Origin of the sequence: Tepidicaulis sp., from assembly GCF_965222285.1 — a bacterium.
Classification (GTDB): Bacteria; Pseudomonadota; Alphaproteobacteria; order Parvibaculales; family Parvibaculaceae; genus Tepidicaulis.
Map to the genome: position 1 here is coordinate 2,797,165 of NZ_OZ244942.1, position 25,972 is coordinate 2,823,136.

29 protein-coding genes are annotated in these 25,972 nt (G+C 61.4%); 5 read left to right on the forward strand and 24 right to left on the reverse strand.

Translation table 11 applies throughout. The annotated features are described in order from the left end of the window. Nucleotides 1–5: 5 nt before the first annotated feature. From rlxS to ACOQOT_RS13410, 12 genes are all read right to left on the reverse strand, one after another. Nucleotides 6–1,991, reverse strand: coding sequence for a relaxase/mobilization nuclease RlxS (gene rlxS / locus ACOQOT_RS13355; RefSeq protein ID WP_293323664.1), 1,986 nt, complete (start codon nt 1,989–1,991; stop codon nt 6–8). 258 nt (nt 1,992–2,249) lie between these two features. Further along, complete coding sequence (locus ACOQOT_RS13360; RefSeq protein WP_293323661.1) at nt 2,250–3,005, reverse strand: lytic transglycosylase domain-containing protein; 756 nt, start codon at nt 3,003–3,005, stop codon at nt 2,250–2,252. Then, entirely contained in the window at nt 2,993–3,571 is a 579-nt protein-coding gene (locus ACOQOT_RS13365; RefSeq protein WP_293323658.1) for a S26 family signal peptidase, read from the reverse strand. Before ACOQOT_RS13365 ends, ACOQOT_RS13360 begins: the two co-directional genes overlap by 13 nt. Beyond that, nucleotides 3,564–3,791, reverse strand: coding sequence for a helix-turn-helix transcriptional regulator (locus tag ACOQOT_RS13370; protein ID WP_041535925.1), 228 nt, complete (start codon nt 3,789–3,791; stop codon nt 3,564–3,566). Before ACOQOT_RS13370 ends, ACOQOT_RS13365 begins: the two co-directional genes overlap by 8 nt. Nucleotides 3,792–3,972: 181 nt before the next feature. Next, nucleotides 3,973–4,296: a DUF736 domain-containing protein gene (locus tag ACOQOT_RS13375; protein WP_293323652.1), complete on the reverse strand. Its 324-nt coding sequence runs from the start codon at nt 4,294–4,296 to the stop codon at nt 3,973–3,975. A gap of 640 nt (nt 4,297–4,936) precedes the next feature. Then, nucleotides 4,937–5,167: a hypothetical protein gene (locus ACOQOT_RS13380; RefSeq protein ID WP_420559732.1), complete on the reverse strand. Its 231-nt coding sequence runs from the start codon at nt 5,165–5,167 to the stop codon at nt 4,937–4,939. Next, the gene (locus tag ACOQOT_RS13385) at nt 5,152–6,666 is read right to left on the reverse strand and encodes a ParB/RepB/Spo0J family partition protein (protein WP_420559733.1); all 1,515 of its coding nucleotides are present in this window, start codon (nt 6,664–6,666) and stop codon (nt 5,152–5,154) included. The genes ACOQOT_RS13380 and ACOQOT_RS13385 overlap by 16 nt, the downstream gene beginning before the upstream one ends. After that, nucleotides 6,638–7,156, reverse strand: coding sequence for a hypothetical protein (locus ACOQOT_RS13390; RefSeq protein WP_290891738.1), 519 nt, complete (start codon nt 7,154–7,156; stop codon nt 6,638–6,640). Before ACOQOT_RS13390 ends, ACOQOT_RS13385 begins: the two co-directional genes overlap by 29 nt. An 11-nt stretch (nt 7,157–7,167) precedes the next feature. Then, nucleotides 7,168–7,365 (reverse strand): hypothetical protein, encoded by a 198-nt coding sequence (locus tag ACOQOT_RS13395; protein ID WP_290891737.1) that lies wholly within the window; start codon nt 7,363–7,365, stop codon nt 7,168–7,170. Next, nucleotides 7,362–8,297: an ArdC family protein gene (locus ACOQOT_RS13400; protein WP_420559734.1), complete on the reverse strand. Its 936-nt coding sequence runs from the start codon at nt 8,295–8,297 to the stop codon at nt 7,362–7,364. Before ACOQOT_RS13400 ends, ACOQOT_RS13395 begins: the two co-directional genes overlap by 4 nt. 236 nt (nt 8,298–8,533) lie before the next feature. Next, nucleotides 8,534–8,776, reverse strand: a complete 243-nt coding sequence (locus tag ACOQOT_RS13405) for a helix-turn-helix domain-containing protein (protein WP_012110723.1) — start codon at nt 8,774–8,776, stop codon at nt 8,534–8,536. 147 nt (nt 8,777–8,923) lie between these two features. After that, nucleotides 8,924–9,142 carry a helix-turn-helix domain-containing protein gene (locus ACOQOT_RS13410; RefSeq protein WP_290891735.1) on the reverse strand — a complete coding sequence of 73 codons (219 nt, stop codon included), beginning with the start codon at nt 9,140–9,142 and terminating at the stop codon, nt 8,924–8,926. A gap of 86 nt (nt 9,143–9,228) precedes the next feature. On the opposite strand from ACOQOT_RS13410, the gene ACOQOT_RS13415 reads away from it, so the two are divergent. Beyond that, nucleotides 9,229–9,504, forward strand: coding sequence for a DNA -binding domain-containing protein (locus ACOQOT_RS13415; RefSeq protein ID WP_290891734.1), 276 nt, complete (start codon nt 9,229–9,231; stop codon nt 9,502–9,504). A 6-nt stretch (nt 9,505–9,510) separates the two neighbouring features. Here the strand turns inward: ACOQOT_RS13415 and ACOQOT_RS13420 are convergent, their stop codons facing one another. The 9 genes from ACOQOT_RS13420 to ACOQOT_RS13460 all read right to left on the reverse strand — a co-directional run bounded on the left by ACOQOT_RS13420 (nt 9,511) and on the right by ACOQOT_RS13460 (nt 17,645). Continuing rightward, nucleotides 9,511–10,296 carry a DUF2285 domain-containing protein gene (locus ACOQOT_RS13420; protein ID WP_293325860.1) on the reverse strand — a complete coding sequence of 262 codons (786 nt, stop codon included), beginning with the start codon at nt 10,294–10,296 and terminating at the stop codon, nt 9,511–9,513. 38 nt (nt 10,297–10,334) lie between these two features. Beyond that, nucleotides 10,335–10,697: an ExbD/TolR family protein gene (locus ACOQOT_RS13425; RefSeq protein ID WP_012110719.1), complete on the reverse strand. Its 363-nt coding sequence runs from the start codon at nt 10,695–10,697 to the stop codon at nt 10,335–10,337. A gap of 4 nt (nt 10,698–10,701) precedes the next feature. Continuing rightward, nucleotides 10,702–10,899 carry an ExbD/TolR family protein gene (locus tag ACOQOT_RS13430; RefSeq protein ID WP_420559735.1) on the reverse strand — a complete coding sequence of 66 codons (198 nt, stop codon included), beginning with the start codon at nt 10,897–10,899 and terminating at the stop codon, nt 10,702–10,704. A 206-nt stretch (nt 10,900–11,105) separates the two neighbouring features. Continuing rightward, nucleotides 11,106–12,305: an acyl-CoA dehydrogenase family protein gene (locus tag ACOQOT_RS13435; RefSeq protein ID WP_167091721.1), complete on the reverse strand. Its 1,200-nt coding sequence runs from the start codon at nt 12,303–12,305 to the stop codon at nt 11,106–11,108. 234 nt (nt 12,306–12,539) lie between these two features. Further along, nucleotides 12,540–13,625, reverse strand: coding sequence for an acyl-CoA dehydrogenase family protein (locus tag ACOQOT_RS13440; protein ID WP_420559736.1), 1,086 nt, complete (start codon nt 13,623–13,625; stop codon nt 12,540–12,542). Nucleotides 13,626–13,636: 11 nt separating this feature from the next. Further along, on the reverse strand, nt 13,637–14,830 hold the full coding sequence (locus ACOQOT_RS13445) for an acyl-CoA dehydrogenase family protein (protein WP_293217662.1): 1,194 nt from the start codon (nt 14,828–14,830) through the stop codon (nt 13,637–13,639). Nucleotides 14,831–14,868: 38 nt separating this feature from the next. Beyond that, nucleotides 14,869–15,291 carry a Zn-ribbon domain-containing OB-fold protein gene (locus tag ACOQOT_RS13450; RefSeq protein WP_293323277.1) on the reverse strand — a complete coding sequence of 141 codons (423 nt, stop codon included), beginning with the start codon at nt 15,289–15,291 and terminating at the stop codon, nt 14,869–14,871. Between the two features lie 2 nt (nt 15,292–15,293). Further along, nucleotides 15,294–16,520 carry a thiolase C-terminal domain-containing protein gene (locus tag ACOQOT_RS13455; protein WP_244444463.1) on the reverse strand — a complete coding sequence of 409 codons (1,227 nt, stop codon included), beginning with the start codon at nt 16,518–16,520 and terminating at the stop codon, nt 15,294–15,296. 30 nt (nt 16,521–16,550) lie between these two features. Beyond that, nucleotides 16,551–17,645 (reverse strand): zinc-dependent alcohol dehydrogenase, encoded by a 1,095-nt coding sequence (locus tag ACOQOT_RS13460; RefSeq protein WP_293323270.1) that lies wholly within the window; start codon nt 17,643–17,645, stop codon nt 16,551–16,553. A gap of 148 nt (nt 17,646–17,793) precedes the next feature. On the opposite strand from ACOQOT_RS13460, the gene ACOQOT_RS13465 reads away from it, so the two are divergent. Genes ACOQOT_RS13465 through ACOQOT_RS13480 form a run of 4 tightly spaced genes read left to right on the forward strand, consistent with a single transcriptional unit; the run spans nt 17,794 to nt 22,211 of the window. Continuing rightward, entirely contained in the window at nt 17,794–18,363 is a 570-nt protein-coding gene (locus tag ACOQOT_RS13465) for a carboxymuconolactone decarboxylase family protein (protein ID WP_293323267.1), read from the forward strand. Nucleotides 18,364–18,402: 39 nt separating this feature from the next. Further along, the gene (locus tag ACOQOT_RS13470; RefSeq protein WP_293323264.1) at nt 18,403–19,251 is read left to right on the forward strand and encodes a MaoC/PaaZ C-terminal domain-containing protein; all 849 of its coding nucleotides are present in this window, start codon (nt 18,403–18,405) and stop codon (nt 19,249–19,251) included. A 19-nt stretch (nt 19,252–19,270) separates the two neighbouring features. After that, nucleotides 19,271–21,316 carry an NADPH-dependent 2,4-dienoyl-CoA reductase gene (locus ACOQOT_RS13475; RefSeq protein WP_293323283.1) on the forward strand — a complete coding sequence of 682 codons (2,046 nt, stop codon included), beginning with the start codon at nt 19,271–19,273 and terminating at the stop codon, nt 21,314–21,316. A 55-nt stretch (nt 21,317–21,371) separates the two neighbouring features. Next, nucleotides 21,372–22,211 carry an IclR family transcriptional regulator gene (locus tag ACOQOT_RS13480; RefSeq protein WP_420559737.1) on the forward strand — a complete coding sequence of 280 codons (840 nt, stop codon included), beginning with the start codon at nt 21,372–21,374 and terminating at the stop codon, nt 22,209–22,211. On the opposite strand, the gene ACOQOT_RS13485 is transcribed toward ACOQOT_RS13480, so the two are convergent. Genes ACOQOT_RS13485 through ACOQOT_RS13495 form a run of 3 tightly spaced genes read right to left on the reverse strand, consistent with a single transcriptional unit; the run spans nt 22,212 to nt 25,964 of the window. Beyond that, a complete protein-coding gene (locus ACOQOT_RS13485; protein WP_293217689.1) occupies nt 22,212–23,105 on the reverse strand; it encodes an alpha/beta hydrolase in 894 nt (297 codons plus the stop codon). 14 nt (nt 23,106–23,119) lie between these two features. Next, nucleotides 23,120–24,802: an N-acyl-D-amino-acid deacylase family protein gene (locus ACOQOT_RS13490; RefSeq protein WP_420559738.1), complete on the reverse strand. Its 1,683-nt coding sequence runs from the start codon at nt 24,800–24,802 to the stop codon at nt 23,120–23,122. A 58-nt stretch (nt 24,803–24,860) separates the two neighbouring features. Further along, a complete protein-coding gene (locus tag ACOQOT_RS13495; protein WP_293217696.1) occupies nt 24,861–25,964 on the reverse strand; it encodes an amidohydrolase family protein in 1,104 nt (367 codons plus the stop codon). Between the last annotated feature and the right edge of the window lie 8 nt (nt 25,965–25,972).

Here is a 25,972-nt window from a genome sequence, read left to right on the forward strand (position 1 = left end):
CGGACCTATGAAACCCCTGACCCTCTCTGCCTCCCGATCATCCACGACACCCTCCCCTCCCGGACAATCCCCGAGACCTGCTTGCCGATATGCCGCTCCAGCACCGGCCGCCAGGGCACGAGCGTGAACTCGCGCGATTTCTCGATGACCGCGAAACGGCCGCTGCCGAGATCGACATGCCGGCGATAGGTCCCGGTCGCCTTTTGCCCGGATTCGGCTTCGACGTAGGGCAGACCGAGTTCGCCCGAGAGTTGCCCCGCCACACGCAGCAGTTCGCGGCGGCGCAGGATGCCGAGCATGTTGGCGCGATAGACGATCCGGTCCTGCTCTTCCCGCGCCAGTTCCTGCCCGACCAGCCATTGCCGGCGCAACGCAAGCGCGCCGCGGACATCTCCGCCAAAGCCCCCTTCGCGCAAGGGCTCCGGCTTTTCCGCCACCAGCTCGCGATCAAGCCAGGTCGCGCCATTGGCGGTCACCTGTCGCTCTAGCGGCCAGGCGGAAAGCGTCTCGACGAGGACAGGACTCGATCTTGCCAGACCGCGCTCGAAGGATGCGGCGCGTTCCAGGTGATCGGGCGCGATTGCCCAGCTTCCGTCAGGTTCACGCTCAACCAATCCGCCCTGCCGCCGCATCGCTTCCAGCCGCCGGATGTGGGTTTCGACGAAGTCGCGGCTCGTCGTCGGATCGTGGCACAGATGCGCGTCGATGTCGTAGCGGCCGCCATTCGCGGCGGCGATCTCCGCGATCGTCCGGTCGACCTCTCTTGGTTCCACCGGTTTTGGCGTGATCGCGACGATGGCGCCGTCCGGCAGAGCTTCCACAGATTCTGACCGGCCGATATCCACGTAATGCGCGCGGCCGTCGAGCCCGTCGACGATCAGGTAGTGACGGTCATTGAGTTCGTCCGACAGTCCCCGGCCAATGACACGACCGACAATGCGCCGCGCCTGCCCACCTGCCGGATCGTGAACCGCATAATCCGACGGCGCGCGGGCGAGTCCTTTCTCGGTCATTTCGCGGTGAAGCGTCTTGATGACGTCGCCACGTTCGCCCATGCGGCGAAGCGCCGGTTCCAACCCCTTGGCAAGCTTCCACGTTCCGGGCGTGACCTCCTCCGCCAGTCCCAGTCGCTTCAGCTTCTGCAGCCGGCCCGCCCGCAAGGTTTGCCGGAACGCATCACCTGCGGTCATATCAGAACGGACGTGACCTTCGTCATCCGTCTCCTTCAACAAACCGCGATCGAGACTGGTGAACCGTTCCTGTTCGACTTCCCGCGCGAGGTTCGCCTCAATCTCGAGATCGCTGCGGGGGCCGAGATCGAGGGTGACAATTTCGGCGGCGCGTTCGCGCATGCCTGTCGACAGATAATCCCGCGCGATGACGAGGTCTTGTCCGCGCTCGTCCTTGCCGCGGAGCATGATGTGGGTATGGGGATGGCCGGTATTGTAGTGATCGACCGCGACCCAATCGAGATGCGTCCCCAAATCCTCCTCCATGCGGGCCATGAAGCGCCGCGTGAAACCCTTCAGTTCCTCATATTGCGCTGCGTCCTCGACCGAAACGATAAAGCGGAACTGGTGCCGGTCGCCGTCGCAGCGTTTCAGAAACGCCTCGCCGTCCGCCCGGTCGTGCTCGACGTCGTAAAGCTCGCCCGGCAGCCCCTCGCGCGTCACGCCGTCGCGCTGGATATAGCGGAGATGGAGACGCGCCGCTTTCTGACCCTGCCCCTTCAGCTTCACGATGCGGGATTTGACGACCACGCGCCGCGCGCGAAAGGCAGCATGGGTTCCGCGCGATGCGAGGACACGACCGATGCCGGCGCCGCGGCCGATGCGATTGCCCTGGAACCCCGCCCCCGGCGACGTTCCACCGAAGCGGCGACCGCCCGCCAGCGCCGCCGATTTCAGCACCCGCTGCTGGTAGCGGCGTTCGGCCTTTCCGTCGCGCGCTCCGATCCGGCCGAGACGTGGTTCGAATTTGTCGTCCTGCATCGTCTCCTCTCCGCGATCGCCACCTATCATCAAAAAATGATCGGCTTTTGCTGGCGGACAAGACGGCGCCATGAAGATCGAAGAGACACAGGGACTTGGCGCGACAATGGCGCCACGCCTTCGGCGCATGGCGCCGTCAAAAGAGATGTGCAGACAGGAACATAAGCCCCTCATGGCGCCGTTCTTTTATCTTGCCCTCCCGCGATATCGAGTTCACCCCACGCTCACCTGCGTCGATGCCCTTTCTCCTGGGACTGACTAACGGGAGATGCTGAAGAGCTGCACGAAGAGATCGCCACCACCGGCAGCGAAGTCACCGCGCGATTTGCCGTCAGAACCGGCAAAGAGATACCGCTTTCGACGCTGAACCGTATCGTTCGTCGAAGCAACTTCGGGGCGCGTTTCATGCCCGTCGAGCGGGAAGAAAAGCGATTTTCCGGAGGCGAAAGACACGCGTGCGGTTGCCAATGAGACGACTGCTTTGTCGTCTGTGGGGACGATTTCAACACGCGGGAGAACCACCGCGAGATAGGCGTGGGTCTCTTCGGGAAGGCTCCGCTCGCCCTTCAGATAGGCCTGATAGCGTGTCGGCCCGGCATGATAGGCGGCAAAAAGTCCCGGAAAGCCGAAGCGGTCGCGCATCTCACTCAGATAGGCCGTGCCCGCCAGAATATTGTCGCGCGGATCATGCGGATCGGGGCCGAGCCCATGTCGCGCCCGCAGTTCGGCATAGGTCGCGGGCATCAGCTGCATCAGTCCCATTGCGCCCGCAGGCGATGTGATCGGCGCGTCGTTCAGCAGAGTCCGGCCACCGCTTTCCGCCTCGATGACGGCCTCGATCCAGTGCGCCGGAATACCGAAATGCCGCGCGGCTTCGGCGATGAGGGGCCGCCATCGCGCCATGTTCCTTGCTTCCGGATCGACCACTATGCTCATGGTGGCTAGTGGTGTGAGGCCATGCTCCGGCTCTGCGCTGCGGATCGCATGGGCGAGAACCAGCGTCAGAATATCCATAGCGGTACCAGCCTGCCGATGACGAGCGCCCGCTCGACCAGCCCGAAATACCGCCCATCGAAAGAGCTGGGTTCGCCTTCGGCGAGCAGCAAAACATGATAGCCGCCGAGCCTCTCGCAGCCCCGCCAGCGCGGCATAAGGCGGCCCTCGCCGTCCAACTCCAGCCGCCGCACCGCGTGCCGCCCGTTGATCGTGAGGTCGTTGCCGGTCATGCAGACCGTATCGAACCGGCTGGCCGCAACGCGCTTGATCAGCAGGGCATCGCGCGCGAGATAGTGCCGTTCGTCGGCAATGCGTCGTGCCTCTTCCGGCAAGCGCGCCAGCACAAGATCGCCCCGGACAAAATCCGGCGAGAGACGCAGATAGAGCCCGCGCGGGGCGCTGGCGCTTGCGTTCCAGACGAGACGCGGCAGTGGGTCGAGAAGCGCCGTCGCGCCGATCAGGCCGATGCCGAACACAGTCCAGAGAAGAAGACGCCTGCGGCGGTGCGGGTGTTTCGGGCCGCGCGGAGACCGCATGGGCACCAGCGCGCCGCTCTCGGCGATGAGGGAGAGCCGCTCACTCATCGGAGGTCGAGCGCTTTGCCCGCTCCCGCGACCAGGCGTCGAGATCGTCGATGTGATAGCGCACATAACGGCCATGCTTGCGGTATTCGGGGCCACCGCCGACGACGCGCATCTTTTCCAGCGTGCGCTCGGAGAGGCCGACATAGTGCGCGGCCTGCGGCGTGTTGAGAAAGGGACTGCCCTTCTTGGCATTCGCAGCCCGGGTCGCGTCGTCATCCATGGGGCACCTCGCATGTAACCCACGCGCGAATCGCGCAAGGAAGCCCCACCACGGCAAGGATCGGAAAAAGAGGTCCGGTGACCGAGCGGCGAATATCCGGCCACGTCGTTTCGCCAGCGCAACAGATCGCAGAAGGGAAAAGCCTCCGCGCCCGGAGGGACGCGGAGGCGATGGTGTGACGTCAGTCGACGGGATTCCAGATCAGCGCGAAGGTCTCGTCGTCATCCTGACCGGCGGCGCGGCCGAGATTCGCGTAGAGCCGGCGCGGCCCGAATTCCGGGGCGGCGAGGCTGAGGCTCACATAGTCCCGGCCCGAAGTTTCGCCGGTACGCGTCCAGCCCGCGCCGATCTCGACGCCCTGCGTGAGGACGCGGAAGTCCGGCTGCGCCTCGGCGCTTTTCGCCGCATTGGGCACGATATCGATCTCGGCGCGGATGGTCAGTGTCTTCAACTGGCCCTTGTAACCGCCGCTCGACTGCTTGGTGACATATCCGATTGCAGGCATGGTCTTTCTCCTTCGATGAACGCCGAGGGGTCCATTCCCCTCGCGATGGCGAACCCCGATGGGCGCGGCAGCCGCCCGCCGAACCGGAGGCCGGAGCGCAAGCGCAGGACCCGAGCGCCGGGCTTTTTTGAAGCGAAGCGACCCCGCGAGGAGCGCGCGGCAGCGCGCGGGGAAAAAAGCCCGGCGCGACGGTTTCGGGCGGGCGGTAGCGCCCATAGGTATCGCCGCTCAAGCGAGGGAATGACCCCGGTGACGCCCCTGCCGAAGGAGGAGAGAGCCCTTGCAATCCATGCGCGCCAAGCTTCCTGAGGCGGACGGGCCGGATGATGAAGGCCGGAGCGATAGATCGATTCAACACCGAAGCGACACGCCGACAACACCGGAAAGCGCTCATGCGGGAGAGTAGGATGCGGCAGATGCGTGGCGAAGAGCGAGCGATGAGAGCCCTGCCTTACCACCGGAACGCGGCCAAGCGCGCCCACATCGCGTTCCCGCATGTTGCTTGACGACGGCTTCACTGCCTCTGAAATCATGTCCGCGATCACGCCGCCCTCGCGACTCCGGAGCGCGGCAGGCGATGAATAACGATCTGTTCGCTCATGAAAAAGAGCGGGCGGCGAAGGACGACGCCCGCAAAGTTTTAGGCCTTCCCGAAATATCCCGCGACGCGATGCCATGCCTCGGCGGGCGCGAAGTCGCCATCCTCGCGATAGGCCCGCGCCGGAACATGCATCCAGCGCGGCAGCCATGTGCCGACCTTCGCCCGGCCATTCGTGCCTGCGAGACAGTCGCGGATGATCTGCTTCTGGACGGAGGCCTTCTCGGCGACATTCTGGTCGGCGACACTCTTTCCGGCTATGTCGGCCAGCATCGCATTGATCGTGCTCCTGTCGCGCAGCAGTTCGAAGAAGGGCGCGTCCGGCTCCCAGACCGGGCCATGTCGCGCTTCAGCACCACCGCCAGCGCCTCGACCGCCGCGCTCCCGACCTGCAATGTCTCGCCCATCACAGTGGCGAGCACATTCATGACCTCCTCGTCATTGAGCATCAGCAGCTTGGCGAAGAGGGCGATGGTCGCCTCCGCGTCGCCGTGCGGCGCGGTGAGGTTTTCGCGCTCTTCCGGAAGACCGAGCAGGGCCCGGATATTGGCCTGCCAGCCCCGGAAGGCACGTTCGGCGACATTGGCCGCGAGGCTCTTCGCGATGGCGTCGGACGCCGCTTTCTGCGGCTCCGGCGTCACCTGCCAGAGCGCCGATCCGGCGATGACATGCGCGAGCATCAGCCGCAGCGCGATGCCGGGATGGTCCAGCAATTCGGCGCGCACGGCGGCATGGCGATGCAGTTCGATATAGTTGCGCATCGCTTTGGTCACCTCGGGCCGGGCGGCGCGGACCTCCGCTGCATCATTGCCCGCGCCCTCGTGTTTTGCCTTGCGGCGCGCCTCCGCGCGGGAGAGATATCCCTCATGGAAACTGACCTCGCCGCGGCCTGAGACCTCGACATAGACCTTGCCGCCCTTCTTCTTCGGGACCTTCTCGTAGTCCCATGCGGGGAAGTGCTCGCCGGGCTCCATAACGATCACCTCACTCCAGCCCGCCTCGCGCAGCGCGTCTGCTTTGGCTGCAATGGCCTCGCCCTGCTTGCGCCAGAAGAGGTCCGGATCGGCGAAGTACCCTTCCTCGCCGAAAAGATCGGTGACGATTTCGCCCTCGTAAGTATCGAGCGGGAAGAGCGCCGCGCCGGTCGCAATCGACTGGCCGCCGAAGAGCCATTGCTTCAACCGGTGGCCGGTCGGACAGGCGTTCCGGTCCGCCTTCCAGAGCTTCCACCATTCCTTCTGCTTCGCCTGCGAGGCAAGCGTCAGATGGCGGATCGATGCGGCGTCGATCTTCTCCGCCCGATAGGCCGCGCGGATCGGCGCGATCAGCGTGCCGAGCGCGAGGCGGCGCTTCACCATCAATTCGGTAAGACCGAAAGTCGCGGCGATGTCGGCGACGGATTTCCCCTCGCGGGTAAGCCGCGCGAAACACTCATACTGGCTCATCTCGTCGGGATCGAGACGGGCGATGTTCTCGATCAGCGAGGCTTCGAGCGCGGCGGCATCGTCGCCGGACTCCATTACGGCGCAGGGCAAGGGCTCGACTTCGCCCTGCTCTTCCTTCACCGCCTTGGCCGAGAAATAGCGCCGCCGTCCGGCGACGATTTCATAGGCGTTGGGCTCCGCCTCGACGGGGCGCACGAGAAGCGGCTGCAGGATGCCGCGCGCCCGGATCGAGGGCAGGATGTCGTCGATATCGGGCGGGCGCTTGCCATGCCGCATATTGATCGCGGCGGGGCGCAGTTCATCGATCGGGATGTGACGCAGTTCCATTGGTGTCTCCTTTCGTGTTTTCGGGGGTGGGGCTCGGGCTCTCCGCCGCTTCAAGCGGCAGAGAGAAATTCGACCAGTCGGCGAGCGCGTAAGTGCCGCCCGCCGCATCGATATGAAGGCCGGGCGTGCCGGGCGCGGCGCCCTCGGTGTCGTGGTCATGGACATGGACGCGGGCGCGTCCGCCCTCGATCTCGACCTGTTGCACGACGCCGCCGGAAACCGTGACGGTCACGGCGACGGGCTCACCGCGCTCCGAGAAGCGCGGCGGCACAGGGAGCGAGGAGGCAAACTCCCGCCATGGATCGGCATCGTCGCCTTCGGCAACGGCATCGATGAAGGTCGGGCCGCAATCGTCGAGTGGCTTCCAGCCGTCGCTCTCATTGGCGGTGACGATGGCCCTCTCCAGTGCCTCCGCGAGCGTGTCGGCCTCGACCGCCACGATATTGGCGTAATAGGCGGCAAAGCCGCATTGCACCGTCCATTTCTTCATGGGTGTCTCCTTCAGAACAGACTCAGCTGGTTGCGGGCGTCCTCGTCGAAGAGGCCGATGTTCAAGGGCTTCTGGGCTTTGCGCGGGCGCAGCGGCGCGGCCATGAAGGCCGCCAGCCGGTCGCGCTCGCGGATCGGCGCGACGCCCGGCATGAGGCACTGCTCGCCTTCGGGCGTCTTTTCGGAGTCGAGAGGCGGGTGCTCGCTCATGCCGCCCTCCCCGCGCCCGTCTCTGTGCCCTCCGCGCGGAAGGCCAGCAGGAAATCCGCCGCCTTGGAGGCGAGGCTCGCGGCGCGGAAGATGGCACGCTCATCGTCGCGCAACAGGTCGAGCCATGAGGCGATATAGTCCGCATGGCGCACCGTCGGCACGATGCCGAGCGCGGCGCAGACAAAGGCGCTCGCCATTTCGGCGACGAGTTCCTCCGCCGCATAGGCGCGCGAGCCAAAACGCCCGGAAAGATCGCGCGCCAGCCGCGAGGGGTGGCCGGTCCAGTGGCCGAGTTCATGGAAACAGGTGCGGTAATAATTGACCGGCTCGTGAAAGGCCGTTTGCGGCGGCACCTCGATGCGGTCGAGGCTCGGCACATAAAGGGCCATCGCGCCGCCCACATGGAATGCCGCGCCGGTCGCGGCGATCAGCGCCTCGGCGGCGGGCACGGTCTCGCATTCCGGCAGTATGGCGGGCGGTGCAAGCAGCTCGCCCGGCAGGCCATCGCATTGCGCGACATTGAAAACGGTGAAGCGCTTGAGAAAGGGAACGCTCCGGGCCTCCTCACCCTCCGCCGCCGCGCGTTCCCGTTCCGCCTTGGGCGTGAAGCGGTCGGCATAAACGAGGGCCACGCCCTTCTCGCCCTTGCGGACATGGCCGCCAAGCGAAAGCGCTTGCCGGAAGGTGAGCCAGTTCTGGGCGGCGAAACCCCGTTCGATGACGGCGCTCCAGAGGATCAGAATATTGATCCCCGAATAGGCATTCCCCGTCGCCGCATTGCGCGGCAGACCGAGCCCCGCTTTCGCTTCGTCCCAGGGCTGCACCCAAGGCACCCGGCCCGCTTCCAGTTCCGCGACGATTTTTGCCGTCACATCGGCATAAAGCTGCGGCCCCGCCTGCTTCCCGGTCTGACGATTATGTTCTCCGCGCATCGGCCAGCTCCCGTCAAATCCCGCCGCGTCTCTCCCGGAAGCGGGATGGGCGGCGAAAAGCGACCGGAAGGCCCGCCGTCAGAGGCGGGACGCACCGAAGGCCGGAACGAAGTGGAGGACCCGGAGCGCAAGCGGAGGGTTGCGGCCTGCCGCGGCGGGCCTAGAAGGGAGCGCCGCCCATCCCGCGTGACGGGGAGACGCTTCAAATAAAGACGCCGCGCGAAAGCGCGGCGGCCTTAACCCTTGGGCTTGTAGAGTTCCTTGAGAACGTCACCGGGATCGTCGCCAAGCGCCTGCACGACGTCGACGAATTCGATGATGTCGAGACGGCGTTCGCCGCCTTCATATTTGGCGACAAAGGATTGGGTACGCTTGAGCCGCGCGGCGACATCCGCCTGCGTCAGGCCCTTCGCCTTGCGAAGCTTGATCAGCAACGCCAGCAGCTTGCGTTGACGCGGCGTGCGAAGGGTCTTGGACATTCGGCCGAACCGGCTTGAGACAAAACGGTTCGACCAAATAATCCCAGTTTCGGATTATCCCATTTTAGGATATTTTGATGCGGTGCGAACTTGACTGATGGGACGAGATCGCCCTTCGCCACATCCGAAAAACAAGGTGATCGAGTCTCAGCCCGATCTGTCCGGACGCAGGAGATCGAGATGACTGACACCCAACGCGGTCGCGAGTTCATAAAGCGTCACGACGGTTGGATTGCGGCGGCCTTGTTCGAGCCCGCTGATGTATTGCTGGCTGAAACCGGAAATCTCGGCGAACTGTTCTTGGGTCAGACCCTTTTTGAGCCTGATCCGCCTGACATTGTCGCCGACCGTCTTGCGCATATCCATGCGCCAAGGTCAGCGGATTACATACTTTAAGTTTATCAACTATAGTATGTTATTCGGATGGCACGGAACCATGAGCGGAGCGGGACATGCCTAAGCCGGAACTCAATCCAGAGATCGTCGAGGACGTCCCTTGGTCGGAGACAATCACCGACTATGACGAGCGTCATCTGATCGTTTATCTGCGGTTGCTCGACGCCGTCGCAGCCGGCGCGTCGGATGAGGCGATGTCGAGGATCGTTCTGGGTATCGACCCCGCGCGAGAGGCCGAGCGATCCCGCAACGCCCTGGCGAGCCACTTGCGCCGTGCCAGATGGATGTCGGATAATGGTTACCGTCATCTTCTCACTACCGGGGCGCACTGAGCTCCCTCATCGCAACAATTTTAGATAACCGCCATTCATCAGGTCGCGGCCGCGTCTAATGGCGCGGCGCACTTGGTCGCAGAGATGGTTCCGCGGATCGCGCCAGTCAGCCTCGACACGCTCCGCACCGAACAGCGCAACCGCGACCTCGCGCTGGGATGCTCCAGCGAGATAGCCGTCCAGCGCCTGCAGAACTCGGGAGAGGCGTCGAGCGCCAAGGTCCGGCGGATAAAATTTCGTTCGTAGCGTCTCGGTGCACACAAGGTCGTTCAGCCGCCTGAAGCCGCGCCATCTTGTCTCCGAATAGGGCGTCATGGGCAAGACGTTCGCAAGCACCTGCACCGGGCGCGTAAGGCATTCGCCAGTAACAGACAGTTGCAGGAACCGGCCCTGGTCGGCGCACAGAAGATGTTGAATGTCTTCTCCGGGGATGAGGACATTGCGGCATCGCAGGCGGCTTAAATTCAGAAACCGGCCCGACACGTGACCGACATTCTGGCTCGCAACGACCGGAAGAACACTCGGGCAGAACTCCGGCATCCAGAAAATATTCGCCTCGCGCGCGTCGCGATCGGGCGTTTCGAAAAGGAGCAAGCCCCATTCCCGTGCCTCGGACATTTGGTCGCCGGCGGACCAGGTCTCATCGGGCGGGCTGCCATCCGGCGGCCACGTCACGCCAAGATTTGCAGCCGCGCTCCTGTAGGCGCGATTGCGGCGCAAAAATTCCCACGCAAGCCCATGCGCCGACAAGGCCTGAAGCCACTCATATTGCTCTGTGTTTTGCCATTTCATGGGACCGGTTCGAAAAGGAGATAAGTCGCCGGAGCCTTCTATTCCGGTTCGGATATGGTCAATGGACCGCTCATCTGGTGAGGACGATCCATATCTGCGCGAGTGACATGGGGTTCGGGTCTTTGACCGTCGCGAAGGCATTGCGCGCCGGGGTCCGGGACGGGGACACCGTTCCAGAACACCGTGCCGTCGAAGTCGAGTTCGAGATCGACGACCTGCGGCTCCGTCTCGGGCGGCGGGGCTGACAGGTTCTGCGGCATGTCGAGCTTCACCGCATGGGTCTGGATCGGGATGGTGATGATCAGCATGATCAGCAGCACCAGCATGACGTCGATCAGGGGCGTCGTGTTGACCTCCATCATCACGTCGTCTTCCTTGCCGTCGCCGACATTCATGGCCATGGGTTCACTCCTGCTGCGCCGCGCCGGAGACGGGCTCGGTGATGAAGGCGACCTTCTGGATGCCGTCGCGCTGACAGGTGACAGTCACCCGGCCGATGAACTCGAAGCCCGTATTCCGGTCGCCCCGGACATGGACTTCCGGTTGCGGCTCCAGCACCGCCACTTCCTTGATCCGGTCCAAAAGTTCGCGATTGTCCGCCATCTTCTCTTTGTTCCAGAAGACGGCGCCTTCGCCGTCGACCGCCGCACGATGTTCTCCGGCCACGCCTGGGGGACGACAAGCACCTCACCATGATCGAAACCCAGTTCGGCAATATCGATCAACAGCTCAAGCGCTATTCGCGGGCGGCTTGAGCCTGAAGGGTTGGTGGACTGACATAAAAAAAGGGACGCATCCTAGATGGTCCGTCAAAGTCCCAGAACGGCCTTTGCGATGACATTGCGCTGGATTTCGTTCGAGCCGCCATAAATCGAAGCGGCGCGACCGAAATTATAGGCACTTGTCACGCTCACCGCATAGGCGGGCCCGACGGGCGCTTCATTGGCGATTCCCATCAAATGTTCCCTCTGGAACGGCATGGCGTAGAAGGCGGCTGCTTCGACGGCAAGCTCCGACAACGCCTGCTGAACTTCGGTCCCGACAATCTTCAAGGTCGAAGAAGAGGGGCCCGCAGGGCGGCCCGCCACCTCATCCGCGACGATCCGCAGATTGGTATATTCGAGCCCCGTAAGCTTTACCTCGATTTCGGAGAGCTTCGTCATGAATGCCAGATCGTCCGCCAGCGCCGTGCCATCGCCAAGCCTTTCCTGTCTGGCGATTTTTCTGAGGTGCGCGATCTTGCGCTTGGACTCGGGAACACCCGCAATGCCGGTGCGCTCATTGACGAGCAGGAACTTGGCGTAGGTCCAGCCCTTGTTTTCATCGCCGATGCGGTTCGTCACCGGCACCTTGACGTCAGTGAAAAAAACTTCGTTCAAGTGATGCAGGCCATCGATGGAAATGATGGGCTTCACCTCGATGCCGGGCGTCTTCATGTCGATCAGAAGGAACGAGATACCTTCCTGCGGTTTAGCGGTCTCATCCGTTCGCACGAGACAGAATATCCAATCGGCTTCGTGGGCGTACGACGTCCAGATTTTCTGGCCGTTGACGATGTAATGGTCGCCCTGACGCACGGCCCTGGTCCTCAGCGAGGCGAGGTCCGATCCGGATCCTGGCTCCGAATAGCCTTGGCACCACCAAACATCTCCCGACAATATACCCGGCAAATGCTGCTTCTTTTGTTCTTCGTTGCCGAAAGTGTAAATCACCGGCCCGACCATCGACAGACCGAAAGGCGACAGACGCGGCGCGTTAGCGGCGGCCATCTCCTCGTTGAAAATATGCTTCTGCATCGGCGTCCATCCAGTGCCGCCATACTGCCTGGGCCAATTGACCGCTACCCAGCCTTTCTCGTGGAGGTCCTTCTGCCAGCGCCTGAGCGCCCCGCGCTCGCCAGACGCGCCCACTGTCTCTCTCTCCGCGAGCTCCCTGGGGAGTTTTTCCGAAATGAACCGGCGGACTTCCGCGCGAAAGGCATCGTCCTCTTTCGTAAGCTCGATATCCATCTGCTGACCTTTCGCGGCGACGATCCGGGTGATTGTATTTTTATTATAATGAATTTCTCCGGGCGGGCAAAAGACCGAATTGTCCGCCTCTTTCAAAAAATTCCGTCGAAAGGTTGGCCGCGATAAATCCGCCTCTCTCCCCATTGCCGGGCCGATGCGAATATTACCGCGCCGTGAGTCGCGGCAACACACATCGACAACCGTATCCATGCTTCCCGATACCCGGGTCGGGGTCTAGGCAGCCCAGCCCTGCAAGTGCGCCGCTTCGAGACGAACCAGCTCCGGCCCGCCCAACAGCTGCCGATCGAAACCAATACGCTTGAACCAGTAATGCAGGCCAAGCAGATCGGTGAAGCCCATGCCGCCATGAACCTCGGTCGCGGTGCGCGCGACGAAGCGGCCCACTTCCGACAAATGGCTCTTGGCATGACATGCCATGAGGCGCGCGTCGCCCGGCACCTCGTCCAGCGCATGGGCCGCATACCACACCAGCGAACGCGATGGTTCGAGAGCGGCCGCCATCTCGGCGCAGAGGTGTTTCACGGCCTGAAACGACCCGATCACACGACCGAACTGCTTGCGCTCTCCCGCATAAGCAACTGCTTTCTCGATCATCATCTGACCCGCGCCGAGGGTGTCGGAAGCAAGCATGACCCTACCTGCATCTATCACCCGCGCAACCGCGTCGGCGCTGGATCGAGGCAAGGGCTCAGCCGAGACCTGGTCGAAAACAAGTTCGCCAACCGATCGGGTCTTGTCGATGGTGTCGAACGCCCGCCGCGACAAACCCTTCGCGCCGGGCAAAACGAGATGAAGTCCATGGTCGCTGTCGGCCACGATGTAGAGATCGGCCTCAGCCCAGTCGATTACGAAGAGGGCCTTGCCCGTGAGCGTTCCCTTCCCGGCTTTCACGCCGGCATCTTCGCGGACGCCGATGCTTTCCGTGACGGCCACGCCTGCGATAATCTCGCCTGCGGCGATCTTCGGCAGCCACTTTTCCTGCTGGGCCTCGCTGCCTGCAAGCATCAGCGCGAGCGGCGCCATGACGGCGGTCCCAAGGAAAGGCAGCGGCGCCACATACCGACCGAACATCTCGTAAACGATCGCCGCGTCGAGAAACCCAAGACCCATGCCGCCAAAATCTTCCGGAATCAGCATTCCAGGGATACCCAGTTCGCTGGCGCCCGCCCACAGGGACCGCTGAACAGTATGCGTGTTCCCGGCGGCAAGGCGCACCTTGTCAAGCGGCGAATTCTGTTCAAGAAAACGGCGGACGCTGTCCTGCAACAGGCGCTGCTCTTCCGACAATGCAAATTCCATCGGATAAATTCCTATTTTGCCAGCTTCGGTTCGCGCGGCATTCCAAGCCCACGTTCCGAAATAATGTTTTTCTGAATCTGCGCCGTGCCGCCGCCGATGATGAGCCCAAGCTGAAACATGTATCCCCACTGCCACGAGCCGTGGCTACGCAGATAGGGGCTGTCGTCGTAGAGAACGCCAAGCTCTCCCATGACGTCGATCGCGAGCGCCGATATTTGATGGGTAAGTTCGCAGGACTGAAGCTTCACGATCAGACGCGCCAAGCCGGGATCCTCACCCTTGCTGGCGCTGGTCAGCAGCCGGAGCCCATTGAACTTCATGGCAGCAAGTTCTGCCTGAAGCCTTACCAGGCGGTCCCGGAAAATTGGATTGTCGATGGCCCGCTGCCCGTCGACAGTCTCCTCGTGCATCAGATCGACAAGGGCCTGGAACCTGGTTTCCATAGCGGCCGGATCGCCCAGCATTCCGCGTTCGTGTTTCAGCGTTGCGTTGGCGACGAACCACCCCTGCCCGCGCTGGCCGACGATCTGCGTCTTCGGCACGCGCACATCGGTGAAGAAGACTTCGTTGAATTCGGCATGGCCCGTCATGGTGGTGAGCGGACGGACTTCGATGCCGGGCGTCTTCATCGAGAAAATCAGATAGGAAATGCCTTCATGCTTCGGCTTGTCGGGCTCGGTGCGCACCAGGCAGAAGATCATGTCTGCCTCATGCGCGGTGCTGGTCCAGATCTTCTGGCCGTTGATGACGAAATCGTCGCCATCGACAGTCGCCCTTGTCTGAAGGCTGGCGAGGTCCGAACCGGAACCAGGCTCGGAATATCCCTGGCACCAGACCACCTCGCCGCGAAGCGTCGGCTTCACCCATTTTTTCTTCTGCTCCTCGGTGCCAAGCTCGAGAAGCGTCGGCACCAGCATGGAGATACCCTGGTTCTGCAACGCCGAAGGAACACGAGCAGCGGAAAATTCCTCCGCGATGATGCGCGATTCGAGAATATCCGGCTTTGCACCATAGCCTCCGTAGTCTTTCGGAATCGTCCGCGCGGCATAGCCGTGCTGGATCAGCAGTTGCTGCCAGGAACAGGCTTCGGGAGACGGGCGCCCGGCAGCACCGAGACCCTTAGGCGCCTGACTCTTGTATTTCGTCAGGAACGCCCTGACCTCTTCCCGGAAGGCCTCGTATTTGGGGCCATATGCCAGATCCATTTTCGATCTCCGATGCGTAGATGCGATTGGCTTTGCTTTTATTTCGGCGCAGGTTTGAAACACGGAAGCATGAATCCGTCGCCGATATCCCTGAAGACAAGGACCACAGGCATGTCCAGTTCAACTGCCTCCGGGTCGCAGTCGAGCAAGCGCGTCGCCATGCGGACGCCTTCTTCCAATTCCGCGACCGCAGCTATGTAGGGCACGTCGCGTGCGAAAGCCGGATGAAAGGGCTGGTAGGTCACCGTCCAGGAAAAAATGCGCCCGCGCCCGCTGCTCGGCATCCACTCGTAATCCGGCGAACCGCATTTTGCGCACATGTAGCGCGGAAGGAACCGCCAGGTATCACAATGGCTGCACTGCTGAAACCGCAGGACGCTGTCCTGGCAAAGCTTCCAGAACTCCGCGTCGACCGGATCGACGGTCGCGGGCTGAGGATATTTCGGTTGCTCAATTTCCATTTTTACCTCCTCAAAATCGCGAGGCTGCCATCGCCGAGATCGCCCCATCCGGTCACGAGTCCGATTTCGGCATCCGGAATTTGCCGCTTGCCCGCATCGCCGCGCAATTGGCGGGTCGCCTCAAGCACATGATTGAGGCCCCACACATGCGCCTCGCTCAAAAGCCCGCCATGCGTATTGAGCGGGAACTTGCCGCCGAGCTCGATCTGTCCATCCTTGACGAAATCGAGTGCGCCACCCGGCTCGAAATAACCCAGGGCTTCGAGCTGGAGCAGCACGACATAGGTGAAACAGTCGTAGACCTGCAGAAAGTCCATGTCCTTCGGTGTCACGCCGGCCATGGCGAAAGCGCGTGGCGCGGCGTAGCTCAAACCGATCTTGAAAGGATCCGGCCGTGACGGAATATCGTCGGCAGGATAAGGATGGCCCTCGGCCGCGCCGGAGATATAGACCGGCCTGTGAGGCAAGTCCTTCGCCCGCTCGGCGCTCGTCACCACGACGGCGCAGGCCCCATCCGTCTCGAGACAGCAATCGAATAAACGGAACGGCGAGGACACCATGCGCGACCGCATGTAATCGTCCATCGTCATCGGTTGACCGCAGGTCAGGGCGCGGTCGTTGAGTTGGGCATGCTTGCGGCACGCCATCGCAATCCAACCCGTCGCCTCGGGGCCAACATTGTAAAGTTTCGAGTGCCGCGTCGCGAGCCAAGCATACATCTGCACCGGCAACAGAACGCCATAGGGGAGATAGTAACCCCGGATGGTCGAGGTCAGCGTGTTCATGTTCATTGGCCGGCTTGGCGGCACCCCCGCTTTTGGACGCAGCGCCGAGTAGCCATTCCAGCCGAGCGTGACCAGCACGTTGTCGCAGATACCGGAGGCCACGGCCATGGCGGCATTCTGCAACGCCGTAGTCGGGCTCGCGCCTCCCATGTTGACCGTCGATGCATATCGCAGCACATCGACGCCAAGGTTGGCGGCCAGTTCCTCCGAGGTTGTATAGACGGGCGGCGGCACCATGCCGTCGATGTCCCCAGGCTTCAGCCCCGCATCCGCGATGGCCCGCCTGGCGGCGTCTAGCATCATGGCCACGGCCGTCTGGTCCGACCCTTTTACATAGCCGGTCTCGCCGATCCCGACGATCGCAGCCTTGTCGCTGAAATTCTTCACGAAACTGCCCTCATCATCATTGCCCAGGCACGCAGCCTTTTCGTTGATCCGCCGCACACCTTCCGTAGAAAATATTCTGTAGACAGATCAAGTCGCCGGAATGAGACAGGAATGGACGGATTCCCGCCCCTCGATCTGGCGCGCCAGCGTCTTGATCGCCAGTTCAGCTTCCTCAAGCTCGAAATTATGAGTGTGCATGAGCTCAAGAGGATATTTGCGGCGCTCGATCATCTCGATCGCCTTCTTGTATCCCGACGACGTAACGCCGATCGCGCCCTTGATGGTGATTTCCTTCATGACGATAAGGTCGGACACAAAATCGGAGACAGGCTTGAATCCCTTGACGCCGGCAAGGACGACCGTTCCGCCCATACGGACACAATCCAGGGCTTCACGGACCGGCTGAGTCGCGTAGGACGTAACCTCAACTATGACGTCCGCGCCCTTTCCGTTTGTCAACGCCCGCACGCGATCGACAACATTTTCGTTCTGCACGTCGATGATGTGATCGGCGCCCAGAGCAAGCGCCATCTGGAGCTTTTTTGAATCGGCCGCAAGCCCCGTGACTATGATCTTTCCCGCGCCGGCTTCACGTGCGGCAACGACGCTCGCAAGCCCGCGCTGTCCGGGTCCAAAAATCAAAACGGTATCGCCAACCTGCGTCTGCGGAATCTCGACCGCCCAGCGGAAGCCCGCACCCAGCGGATTGAACATGACCGCCAGTTCCGCCGGAAGGTTCTTGTCCATCTTGTGAAGGATCGTGTTGGGCGCGAGGTACATATATTGCGAATAGGCGCCCCAGAGGCCCGGTGACTCCGTGAGCGGAATATATGAGTAGATCTGGCGGCGGTCGCAGAGGTGATAATGCCCGCCGACACAGGTGTCGCAGCAATGGCACGACAACATCGTCTCGATGGCGACCCGATCACCAACATCGACGCCCCAGCGCCTGGCGGCCTTGTCGCCAATTGCCTCGATAATCCCGAGAGGTTCGTGGCCCGGAATCACCGGCATCGGAGTCTGCAAGACCCCTTCGTATTGTTCGTAGTCGCTGCCGCAAATGCCGCAGGCTTCGATGCGAAGGATGGCGCTGTCGTCGGCGATCTGGGGGATCGGCAAATCTCGGGCTTCGAGTTTGCGCGGAGCCGTCTGCACCATCGCCATCGATTTTTTCGGCAACATTTTCAACTCCCTGCTTGGTGTCGGCACCGACGACGCGTCGATAACACATATATATTTTTTTATCCTTGTATGTGTTATAAAGATTCAAACGTAGAATGCGAAGCCCTAAACTTCCGCTTCGCAAAATTTCGGGGAGGACAAAATAATAATGACCGATGAAACGCCCAGGGTTCCCCTGCTGTCGATAGCGGAAGCGGCGACCGCAGCCGCGAAAGCCGGCATATCCGAACAAATGGCGCCACTCAGCGTATTCAGGGTCTTGCTCCGCCATCCCGATGTAGCGCGCGAGCTTGCCTCGACGCTGAACACCCTGCTTTTCCAGGGCAACAAGCTCGATGCAAGACTGCGCGAACTCATCATCATGCGTATCGGCTGGAAGACGAAATCGCTCTATGAATGGACACAGCATTGGCGGGTCGCCCGCATGCTGGACATTCCGGAGGCGGATCTGGTCGCCACGCGGGACTGGAAAAACGCTTCCTGCCTGTCCGACGCCGACCGTGCCATTCTCGCCGCGACCGACGAGACGCTCGACGGCGGCATGATTTCGGACGCCACCTGGACTGCCTGTGCGGCACACCTGAAAACGGTAGAAGAACGGATCGAACTGGTTGTTGCCATCGGAAACTGGACGCTTTTCTCGCAACTACTCAAAAGCCTGAAGATTCCGCTTGAGGATGGCGTCGTCGCCTGGCCACCGGACGGCAAGAAACCTTGAGCGGACGAGAAATGACAATTGCGGAACAGGATTACGATAATGAGCGGGAAAAAGGCGATTTCGAAGGATCTGGTCGGCATGACGTTTCCGGCCGTCGATGTGGAATGGTCCGACAAGGACACGATGCTCTATGCACTCGGCGTCGGCGCTCGACCCGCCGATGGGCTTGATTTCATTTATGAAGGCAGAGGACCGAAAGTTCTGCCGACCTACGCCGTCATCCCCGGCGGGCGAGGGCTCGCAGGGCTGATGAGCGGCGTCGAGATGAAGTTGGAAATGCTGCTGCATGGCGAGCAATCCGTCGAGTTGCTGCGTCCCCTGCCCTCATCGGCCAAGGTCAAGATAACGGCGCGCGTTTCCGAGGTTTGGGACAAAGGCAAGGCGGCCGTTATCGGAGTTGAGAGTACAGGTTCCGACGAGAAGGGCCCCCTCTTCAAAACTCACGCGACGCTATTTGTACGCGGCGCCGGTGGATTCGGCGGAGAGCGCGGCCCTGCGAGCGTCGACTCGACGCCGCCAGAGCGGACGCCTGACGCAGTGGTCGAGGATATGACGCGTCCCGAGCAAGGGGCAATCTACCGCCTCTCGGGCGACCGCAATCCGATCCACATCGATCCGGACTTCGCCAAACTGGGCGGCTTTGAAAAGCCCTTCGTTCACGGGCTTTGCACATATGGCTTTGTCGGTCGCGCGGTCCTGCGCGAGCTTTGCGGCAACGATCCCGCCCGTTTCAAATCTCTCAGCGGACGCTTTGCCGCTCAGGTCTATTTCGGCGACACCATTATAACGAAGATGTGGAAAACGGGCGACGGAGTCGCGATCGTGCAGGCCGAGACGCAAAACGGCAATGTCGTACTGTCTCAGGCCAAAGCAGAATTCAAGCCCTGACGGACGGAAATTGGTCGAAGTGAAAAAAACGCCAGATACATTTGTTCATCTGCTTGCCCCGCTCGATCTCGGGTTTACTGCGCTCAGAAACCGCGTGTTGATGGGATCGATGCACACCGGCCTCGAGGAGATGCAGGACGGTTTCGAGCGACAGGCCAAATTCTTCGCACGACGCGCAAAGGGCGGCGTCGGAATTCTTGTTACCGGCGGCATCTCGCCGAACAGGGCGGGAAGGCTTGCAGAGCGCGCGTCGGTCATGACCGAGGACCTCGTTGAGAGTCATCGTGTGATCACACGCGCTGTCCACGATGAGGGCGGAAAGATCGTTCTCCAGCTCCTGCATGCGGGGCGCTACGGTCGGCATGCCGAACTGGTGGCTCCCTCCGCAGTCAGGTCCCGCATCAATCCGCTTACGCCCCGCGCCCTGGGCGAAGATGAAATCCTCCAGACCATCGAGGATTTTGGCACCGCTGCGGCACTCGCACGCGAAGCCGGATATGACGGCGTTGAAGTCATGGGTTCGGAGGGCTATTTTCTCAATCAGTTCACCGCAGCGCGTACAAATCAGCGTACAGATGGCTGGGGCGGTTCGGCGGAGAACCGGCGTCGCTTACCGGTTGAGGTCGTCGGGCGTGTCCGCAAGCGTTGCGGACCGGACTTCATTATCGCTTACCGGATATCCGTTCTCGATCTTGTCGAGGGGGGCAATTCCTGGCCGGACGTCGCCGCCCTCGCAAAAGATGTCGAGGCAAGCGGAGCAAACATCCTCAATACCGGCATAGGCTGGCATGAATCGCGTGTGCCGACGATCGCTCATATGGTGCCGCGCGGAGCTTTCACCTGGGCGATCAAGCGGCTCAAGGCGGAAGTCGCGATACCCGTGGTCGCGTCCAACCGGATCAATACGCCGGAGCAAGCGGAGCAACTGATTGCAGACGGACAAGCCGACATGGTTTCGCTCGCGCGTCCACTATTGGCCGATCCCGATTTTGTTGCGAAAGCGGCATCGGGCGCATCGTCGAAAATCAATACTTGCATCGGTTGCAATCAGGCCTGCCTCGACAACGCCTTCACCGGACGGCTGACGACCTGCATGGTCAACCCTGCGGCATGCCGGGAAGTCGAATTCAAGATTGTACCAGCGACCCGAGGAAAATGCATTGCGGTCCTTGGCGGCGGCCCGGCGGGTCTTGCCTGCGCGGTAACGGCGGCCGAACGTGGCCACAAGGTTGCGCTATTCGAAGCCGACATCGATATCGGCGGTCAATTCAATCTGGCACGGCGGATTCCCGGCAAGGAGGATTATGCCGAGACTATCCGCTATTTCAGGAACCGGCTCGACGAACTGGGCGTCGAGGTCCGTTGCGGCCGACCGGCTTCACTCGCCGACCTGGAGAGCGGGGGATTTGACGAAATCGTCGTCGCAACCGGCGTTCGCCCGCGCCATCTCGACGTTCCAGGTGCGGATCACCCATCGGTTATGACCTATGTAGAGGCAATCACGGACACCGCACGCGTCGGTGCCGAGGTTGCCATTGTCGGTGCCGGCGGCATAGGCTTCGACGTGGCGACGCTCCTGTCTCATCCGCACGGCCCGCACGATCCGTCGCATCCCGATGTCGAGGGATTTTCCTCCGAGTGGGGAATCGACTTGAGCTATACGCAGCCAGGCGCTTTGCTGCCGGCCAATCATCAATGGTCTTCATCGCGCAAGATTCATCTTCTCCAGCGCAAGCCGCGTGCCAGCTTCGGTGCCAGCCTGAGCAAGACCAGGGGATGGGCGAATTTTCTGGAGGTGATGTTCCGCGGCGTTACGATGACCGGCGATGTAACCTATCGGAAGATCGACGATGCCGGGCTCCACATCGAGGCAGGCGGCAAGCCGCAGACGTTGAAAGTCGACACGATTGTCGTCTGCGCCGGACAGGAATCGGCGGACGATGCGTTGTCATTGGCGCGGTCCCTGGGCAAACCCGTTCACGCAATCGGCGGTGTCGACAAGCCTCAACAACTCGATGCTGTGAGGGCGATCGAAGATGGCATGCGCCTCGCGCTCTCTCTCTGAGGAAGCAAACGAAAAACGAGGCGCGGAAGAGACCATATAAATCAGAGTTGTCGCCATGAACGCTAATGTCCTCAAATCCGAACAGCCCTCGGCTGCAACGGTAAAATCCGCGACCCGTGTTCTGGAGATTTTCGAGTATTTCGACGAAGTAAGACGCCCGGTGACGATTCAAGACGTAGCGCAGGCGCTGAGTTATCCTCATTCCAGCACCGCCGCCCTTCTGAAAAGCCTCGTGAGCCTCGGCTATCTGGAGCACGACGACCGGGGCAAAACTTTTTTTCCAAGCATCCGGATATCTCTGCTGGGAAACTGGGTGGAAGCCGAGGCGTTACCGATCCGGAATGTCCAGCGCCTTATGAGACGGCTTTCGGCCGATACGGGATGCACGATCATCCTCGCCGCGCGTCTAGGTGCTTATGCTCAATATGTGAAGGTGATTCAAGGTACGTCGCCCATCCGCTTCCATGTCAAGCCAAGCACCAAGCGAATGCTCGCTTTTTCGACGATTGGCCGCGTTCTGCTGAGCGAACTTCCGTTGCCCGAAGCGAGACGTCTGATTCATGATGCCCTTGCCGCCATGCCGGAGCGGCGGGAATCGATGCAGGAGATCGAAAACGAACTGCAAAGAATCAGAAAACGCGGCCTTGCGCTTTACAGCGATCTCGTGACGCCGGGAGCGACCATGCTGTCGATGCCCATTCCGATTGGCCCGTCCGGACGCTCGGTCGCGATCGGGATAGCCGCTCCCAACGAGTATTTTCGCAATCGTAAACAACCGTTCACGGCGTTACTGAAAAACGCTATCGCCGAGCACATCTCACAAAACGGGCAAGGCTTTAAGGAGACTGTAGACGACGAGGACCAACTTGAAATCGACGACGATACAGCGCCATAATCATCCGAGCTTTGTATCCAGGAAGCTGGCCATCTCGTCGATCGCCGCGCGGCCTTCGCTCAAGACCGGCGCAAACCAGTGCCAGACATGAATCATCTCCGGCCAGACATGGAGATCGACGGATACGCCGGCCTCTTTCAATCTATCGGCCAATAAGTGGCTATCCGAGAGCAAAACCTCCGAACTGCCTACCTGAATCAGGAATGGCGGCAATCCATTGAGATCGGCGTATACGGGCGATGCCAGAGGCGCCCTGCGCGGGGTTGAAGTTCCCAGATAGGCCGCCGTCCACAGCTCAAGATCGGCATGGCGCACCATCGGGTCCACATTCGCTTTCGCGCCATAAGAGGCACCTTTATTTTCAAGATTGGCCCACGGCGAAATACAAACGGCCGCAGCCGGAAGTCTGAGACCGGCATCGCGCGCCGCCAGAAGCACGGCGACCGTCAGGCCGCCGCCGGCTGAATCCCCCGCCACAGCGAGCTTCGCCGGGTCGACGCCCGTCTCGGTCAACCAGCGATAAGCAGCAAGCGCATCATCGACCGCCGCCGGAAATGGATGCTCTGGAGACCGCCTGTAGTCGATCAGCAGAACCCGGCCATTCAGGGCAAGAGCTGTGTGCGCCGCAAGATGGCGATGCGAGTCGAGAGAACCAAGCGCATAGCCTCCTCCATGCAGATAGAGCAAAACCCGCTTGCCGGCACCGGCAGCCGGCGCCAGCCATTCGCCGGGAACCCCGCCGGCGGAAACCGGCGTGACCGTCACGCCTTCGGGAAGACCGAACGCCTTGCCAGCCTCGTCATACGAGGTACGAAAATCCTCAAGAGAACGAGCCTCCCCTGTCACAAGGCCCGCAAGCAGCTGACGAACGACAGCAAGTTCCTCAAGACTCATTCTTCACGCCCTCCTCAGGCTGCTGCGCCATGGCGCAGCAGACGGCCCGGCAAACGACCTTCGGCGCCCAACACGTCGACGCCATTGCGCCGGATCAATGTCCCGTTGACGACGACGGCCGAAATGCCCGAGGCATCGGAAATCAGCCGGTCTTCGCCAGCAGGCAGGTCATAGACCCTGCGAAGGGAGCTTGCGCCAACCGTTTCGGCGTCGAAGATCAGGACATCGGCGGGCATTCCCACAGCGAGGCGACCGCGATCCTTGATGCCGAACACCTCGGCGGGCCGCGATGTCAGCATCCGGACCGCCTCCTCCAGCGTCAAAACGCGCTTTTCACGGACCCATCTTCCGAGAAGATGCGTGGAAAAACATGCATCGCAGAGTTGGCTCGCATGCGCGCCTGCGTCCGAGAGGCCGAGCACCGTGCAGGAATCGCGCAGCAACGCTGCCACTTCGTCTTCGTCGGCGTTTGCGACAGGCAGGCGGAACCGTGTCTGCAGATCGCTTTGAATCGAGAGATCCAACGCAAGATCGATCGAGTTGCATCCGAGTTCCGCTGCGACGTCACGCACCAGCCGTTCCGCGAATTCCGGCCGATCCGGACAATAAGCGATGACCGCCTTGTCCCATGCATTGAGGATCGGACCACGCATCGCATCCCGGAATCCCGCCCGGAAAGAGTTGTCGGCGTAAAGCTTCAGTTTTTCCGCGCGGTCGGCTTTGTTCACCGGCGCGAAGACCGGCATGCTCTGGAACAGAAACGGCTGATCGAATCGAAATTCAAAATTGAGCGGCCTGCAGGTGACCTGCGGAAACACCGCGTAACCAGCCGACTGAAGTTCGTTTGAGCGCGCCAACTGCTCGGCTGCGGAGCCGACATTCAGCACCCCGCCACCGCCCAGCAACGCCGTCCAACTGACATGGCGACCGGAAACGCGGTTCAATTCCGCGAATTCATCAAATGACAGTTCCTTGCCGACAGTCGCCTGTATCACGCCTTCGCCCGCCTCGCCCAGCGCCGACGCAATCTCCCGTATCTCGCTGAACGCCGCCAGTCGGCTTGGAACCGGCCTGCCCTCGTAGCCTACATGCGTCGGCGATTTCGATGTCGCATAACCGAGTGCGCCCGCTTCGAGGCCCTCGCGCATCAGGCTTTTCATATGCCCGACCTCCTCCGGCCGCGCCGCCCTTTCGGTGGATTCAGGCCCGAGGGCATAGAGGCGAAGCGGCGTATGCCCCAGAAGAACGGCCACGTTGATCAACGTACCCTTCTTTTCCACGACGTCGAGATATTCGGGAAACGTCTCGAACCCCCATTCGTCGCCGAGACCGGCCTCCAGCGCCTTGACGCTCATGCCCTCGACATTTTCGAGTGTCCGCAAAATAAGACCGCGGTGCTCCTTGCGCGTCGGCGCAATGCCGAACCCGCAATTGCCTACCACGACCGTCGTCACACCGTGCCACGGCGAGATCGACAGCTTCCTGTCCCACAGAAGCTGGGCATCGTAATGCGTATGTATATCGACGACGCCGGGGGCAACGACCTGCCCCCGGGCGTCGATAGTCGTCCTCGCCCCGGCGGGGGCCTGCCCCATAGCCACAACTTTGCCGTCGCGAATACCGATGTCTCCGGCATAGCCCGGAGAGCCGGTGCCGTCGACAATGAATCCACCCACGATCTTCAGATCGTAGTCCATGAAAACGTCCTCCCCGTGAATCGAAAAAGCCCGCGCCTTGACATCAGTATACGGATCGTCAAACGGCGAGCTTGTAGAGTTCAGCGACGTTGTCGTGGCATATCCAGTTGCGTTCCTGCTCGCTCAGATTTTTCGTGTGCTCTTCCAGCATTGCCTGTGACCAGGGCCAGGTCGAATCCGAATGCGGGAAATCGTTCGCCCACATCAGGCGGCGAACATTGCACATATCCTTCATCCTGAAGGCAACCCAGTCATCCTGGAACGTCACATAGATGTTGTCGTTGAAATAGTCGCTCGGCATCCGCTTGAGCGGCGGCGCCTTCATCCAGTAGCGATGACGCTTGTAGGCATGGTCCATGCGATACATGTAGTGCGGAACCCAGCCCGCATCGGCCTCGACGCAGACAACTTTTAGGTCGGGGAAGCGATCGAAGACACCGCCGAATATGAAGGTGCCCATCACGTCCTGGCAGCCACGGATAATCGACAGGAAGCCGTTGATACGCGGACCCCGGACCTGCCCTGAAAGACTGTCCGATTTGCCGGTCAGGATGTGGAACGAGAGCGGCATGTCGCACTCGACAGCGGTCGCCCAGACCTTGTCGTATACAGTTGAATCATAATCCTCGACGGCGGGGTTTCCGGGCATCATCACACCCTTGAAGCCCATCTCCTTCGCATGCCTGATTTCCGCAACGCCATCTTCCGGCGATCGCATGGAAACCTGCGCAAGACCGTAAAGACGGTCGGGTGCCTCGGCGCAGTATTCCTGCAACCAACGATTATAAGCCTCGAAGCAGGCTTTCTTGTAGTCGAAGTCGGGATGGTTGCAGATCACCATTCCGACCGTCGGATAGATGAATTCGGCCGCAACGCCGTCCTTCTCCTGGTCCGCAACGCGGAACTTGGCGTCCCAGCCGCTCTTCCACAGGTCTTCGAAGGCGACGCCGTCTGTCGTGATCTCCGCCGGATCCTTGCCGGCGGCGGCCACCAGCCCCATCGGAACTGGAGACCCCATACCCTCGACGATGAAAGCGTCGCCAATCTTGTCGATCCGCTGAATGCGCGGCGCGCGATCGCGGAATTTGGGATCAATGTAATCAACATAGCAATGCGGCGGTTCGGTGATGTGCGAATCCGCGGATATGGGTTTCTTGATCATTGTCTCTC

Excerpts from the sequence above, each read along its gene's own strand:
- rlxS (WP_293323664.1), bottom strand. The coding sequence starts at position 1,991 with ATGCAGGACGACAAATTCGAACCACGTCTCGGCCGGATCGGAGCGCGC.
- ACOQOT_RS13360 (WP_293323661.1), bottom strand. The coding sequence starts at position 3,005 with ATGGATATTCTGACGCTGGTTCTCGCCCATGCGATCCGCAGCGCAGAG.
- ACOQOT_RS13365 (WP_293323658.1), bottom strand. The coding sequence starts at position 3,571 with ATGAGTGAGCGGCTCTCCCTCATCGCCGAGAGCGGCGCGCTGGTGCCC.
- ACOQOT_RS13370 (WP_041535925.1), bottom strand. The coding sequence starts at position 3,791 with ATGGATGACGACGCGACCCGGGCTGCGAATGCCAAGAAGGGCAGTCCC.
- ACOQOT_RS13375 (WP_293323652.1), bottom strand. The coding sequence starts at position 4,296 with ATGCCTGCAATCGGATATGTCACCAAGCAGTCGAGCGGCGGTTACAAG.
- ACOQOT_RS13380 (WP_420559732.1), bottom strand. The coding sequence starts at position 5,167 with ATGCTGGCCGACATAGCCGGAAAGAGTGTCGCCGACCAGAATGTCGCC.
- ACOQOT_RS13385 (WP_420559733.1), bottom strand. The coding sequence starts at position 6,666 with ATGGAACTGCGTCACATCCCGATCGATGAACTGCGCCCCGCCGCGATC.
- ACOQOT_RS13390 (WP_290891738.1), bottom strand. The coding sequence starts at position 7,156 with ATGAAGAAATGGACGGTGCAATGCGGCTTTGCCGCCTATTACGCCAAT.
- ACOQOT_RS13395 (WP_290891737.1), bottom strand. The coding sequence starts at position 7,365 with ATGAGCGAGCACCCGCCTCTCGACTCCGAAAAGACGCCCGAAGGCGAG.
- ACOQOT_RS13400 (WP_420559734.1), bottom strand. The coding sequence starts at position 8,297 with ATGCGCGGAGAACATAATCGTCAGACCGGGAAGCAGGCGGGGCCGCAG.
- ACOQOT_RS13405 (WP_012110723.1), bottom strand. The coding sequence starts at position 8,776 with ATGTCCAAGACCCTTCGCACGCCGCGTCAACGCAAGCTGCTGGCGTTG.
- ACOQOT_RS13410 (WP_290891735.1), bottom strand. The coding sequence starts at position 9,142 with ATGGATATGCGCAAGACGGTCGGCGACAATGTCAGGCGGATCAGGCTC.
- ACOQOT_RS13415 (WP_290891734.1), top strand. The coding sequence starts at position 9,229 with ATGCCTAAGCCGGAACTCAATCCAGAGATCGTCGAGGACGTCCCTTGG.
- ACOQOT_RS13420 (WP_293325860.1), bottom strand. The coding sequence starts at position 10,296 with ATGAAATGGCAAAACACAGAGCAATATGAGTGGCTTCAGGCCTTGTCG.
- ACOQOT_RS13425 (WP_012110719.1), bottom strand. The coding sequence starts at position 10,697 with ATGGCCATGAATGTCGGCGACGGCAAGGAAGACGACGTGATGATGGAG.
- ACOQOT_RS13430 (WP_420559735.1), bottom strand. The coding sequence starts at position 10,899 with ATGGCGGACAATCGCGAACTTTTGGACCGGATCAAGGAAGTGGCGGTG.
- ACOQOT_RS13435 (WP_167091721.1), bottom strand. The coding sequence starts at position 12,305 with ATGGATATCGAGCTTACGAAAGAGGACGATGCCTTTCGCGCGGAAGTC.
- ACOQOT_RS13440 (WP_420559736.1), bottom strand. The coding sequence starts at position 13,625 with ATGGAATTTGCATTGTCGGAAGAGCAGCGCCTGTTGCAGGACAGCGTC.
- ACOQOT_RS13445 (WP_293217662.1), bottom strand. The coding sequence starts at position 14,830 with ATGGATCTGGCATATGGCCCCAAATACGAGGCCTTCCGGGAAGAGGTC.
- ACOQOT_RS13450 (WP_293323277.1), bottom strand. The coding sequence starts at position 15,291 with ATGGAAATTGAGCAACCGAAATATCCTCAGCCCGCGACCGTCGATCCG.
- ACOQOT_RS13460 (WP_293323270.1), bottom strand. The coding sequence starts at position 17,645 with ATGTTGCCGAAAAAATCGATGGCGATGGTGCAGACGGCTCCGCGCAAA.
- ACOQOT_RS13465 (WP_293323267.1), top strand. The coding sequence starts at position 17,794 with ATGACCGATGAAACGCCCAGGGTTCCCCTGCTGTCGATAGCGGAAGCG.
- ACOQOT_RS13470 (WP_293323264.1), top strand. The coding sequence starts at position 18,403 with ATGAGCGGGAAAAAGGCGATTTCGAAGGATCTGGTCGGCATGACGTTT.
- ACOQOT_RS13480 (WP_420559737.1), top strand. The coding sequence starts at position 21,372 with ATGAACGCTAATGTCCTCAAATCCGAACAGCCCTCGGCTGCAACGGTA.
- ACOQOT_RS13485 (WP_293217689.1), bottom strand. The coding sequence starts at position 23,105 with ATGAGTCTTGAGGAACTTGCTGTCGTTCGTCAGCTGCTTGCGGGCCTT.
- ACOQOT_RS13490 (WP_420559738.1), bottom strand. The coding sequence starts at position 24,802 with ATGGACTACGATCTGAAGATCGTGGGTGGATTCATTGTCGACGGCACC.
- ACOQOT_RS13495 (WP_293217696.1), bottom strand. The coding sequence starts at position 25,964 with ATGATCAAGAAACCCATATCCGCGGATTCGCACATCACCGAACCGCCG.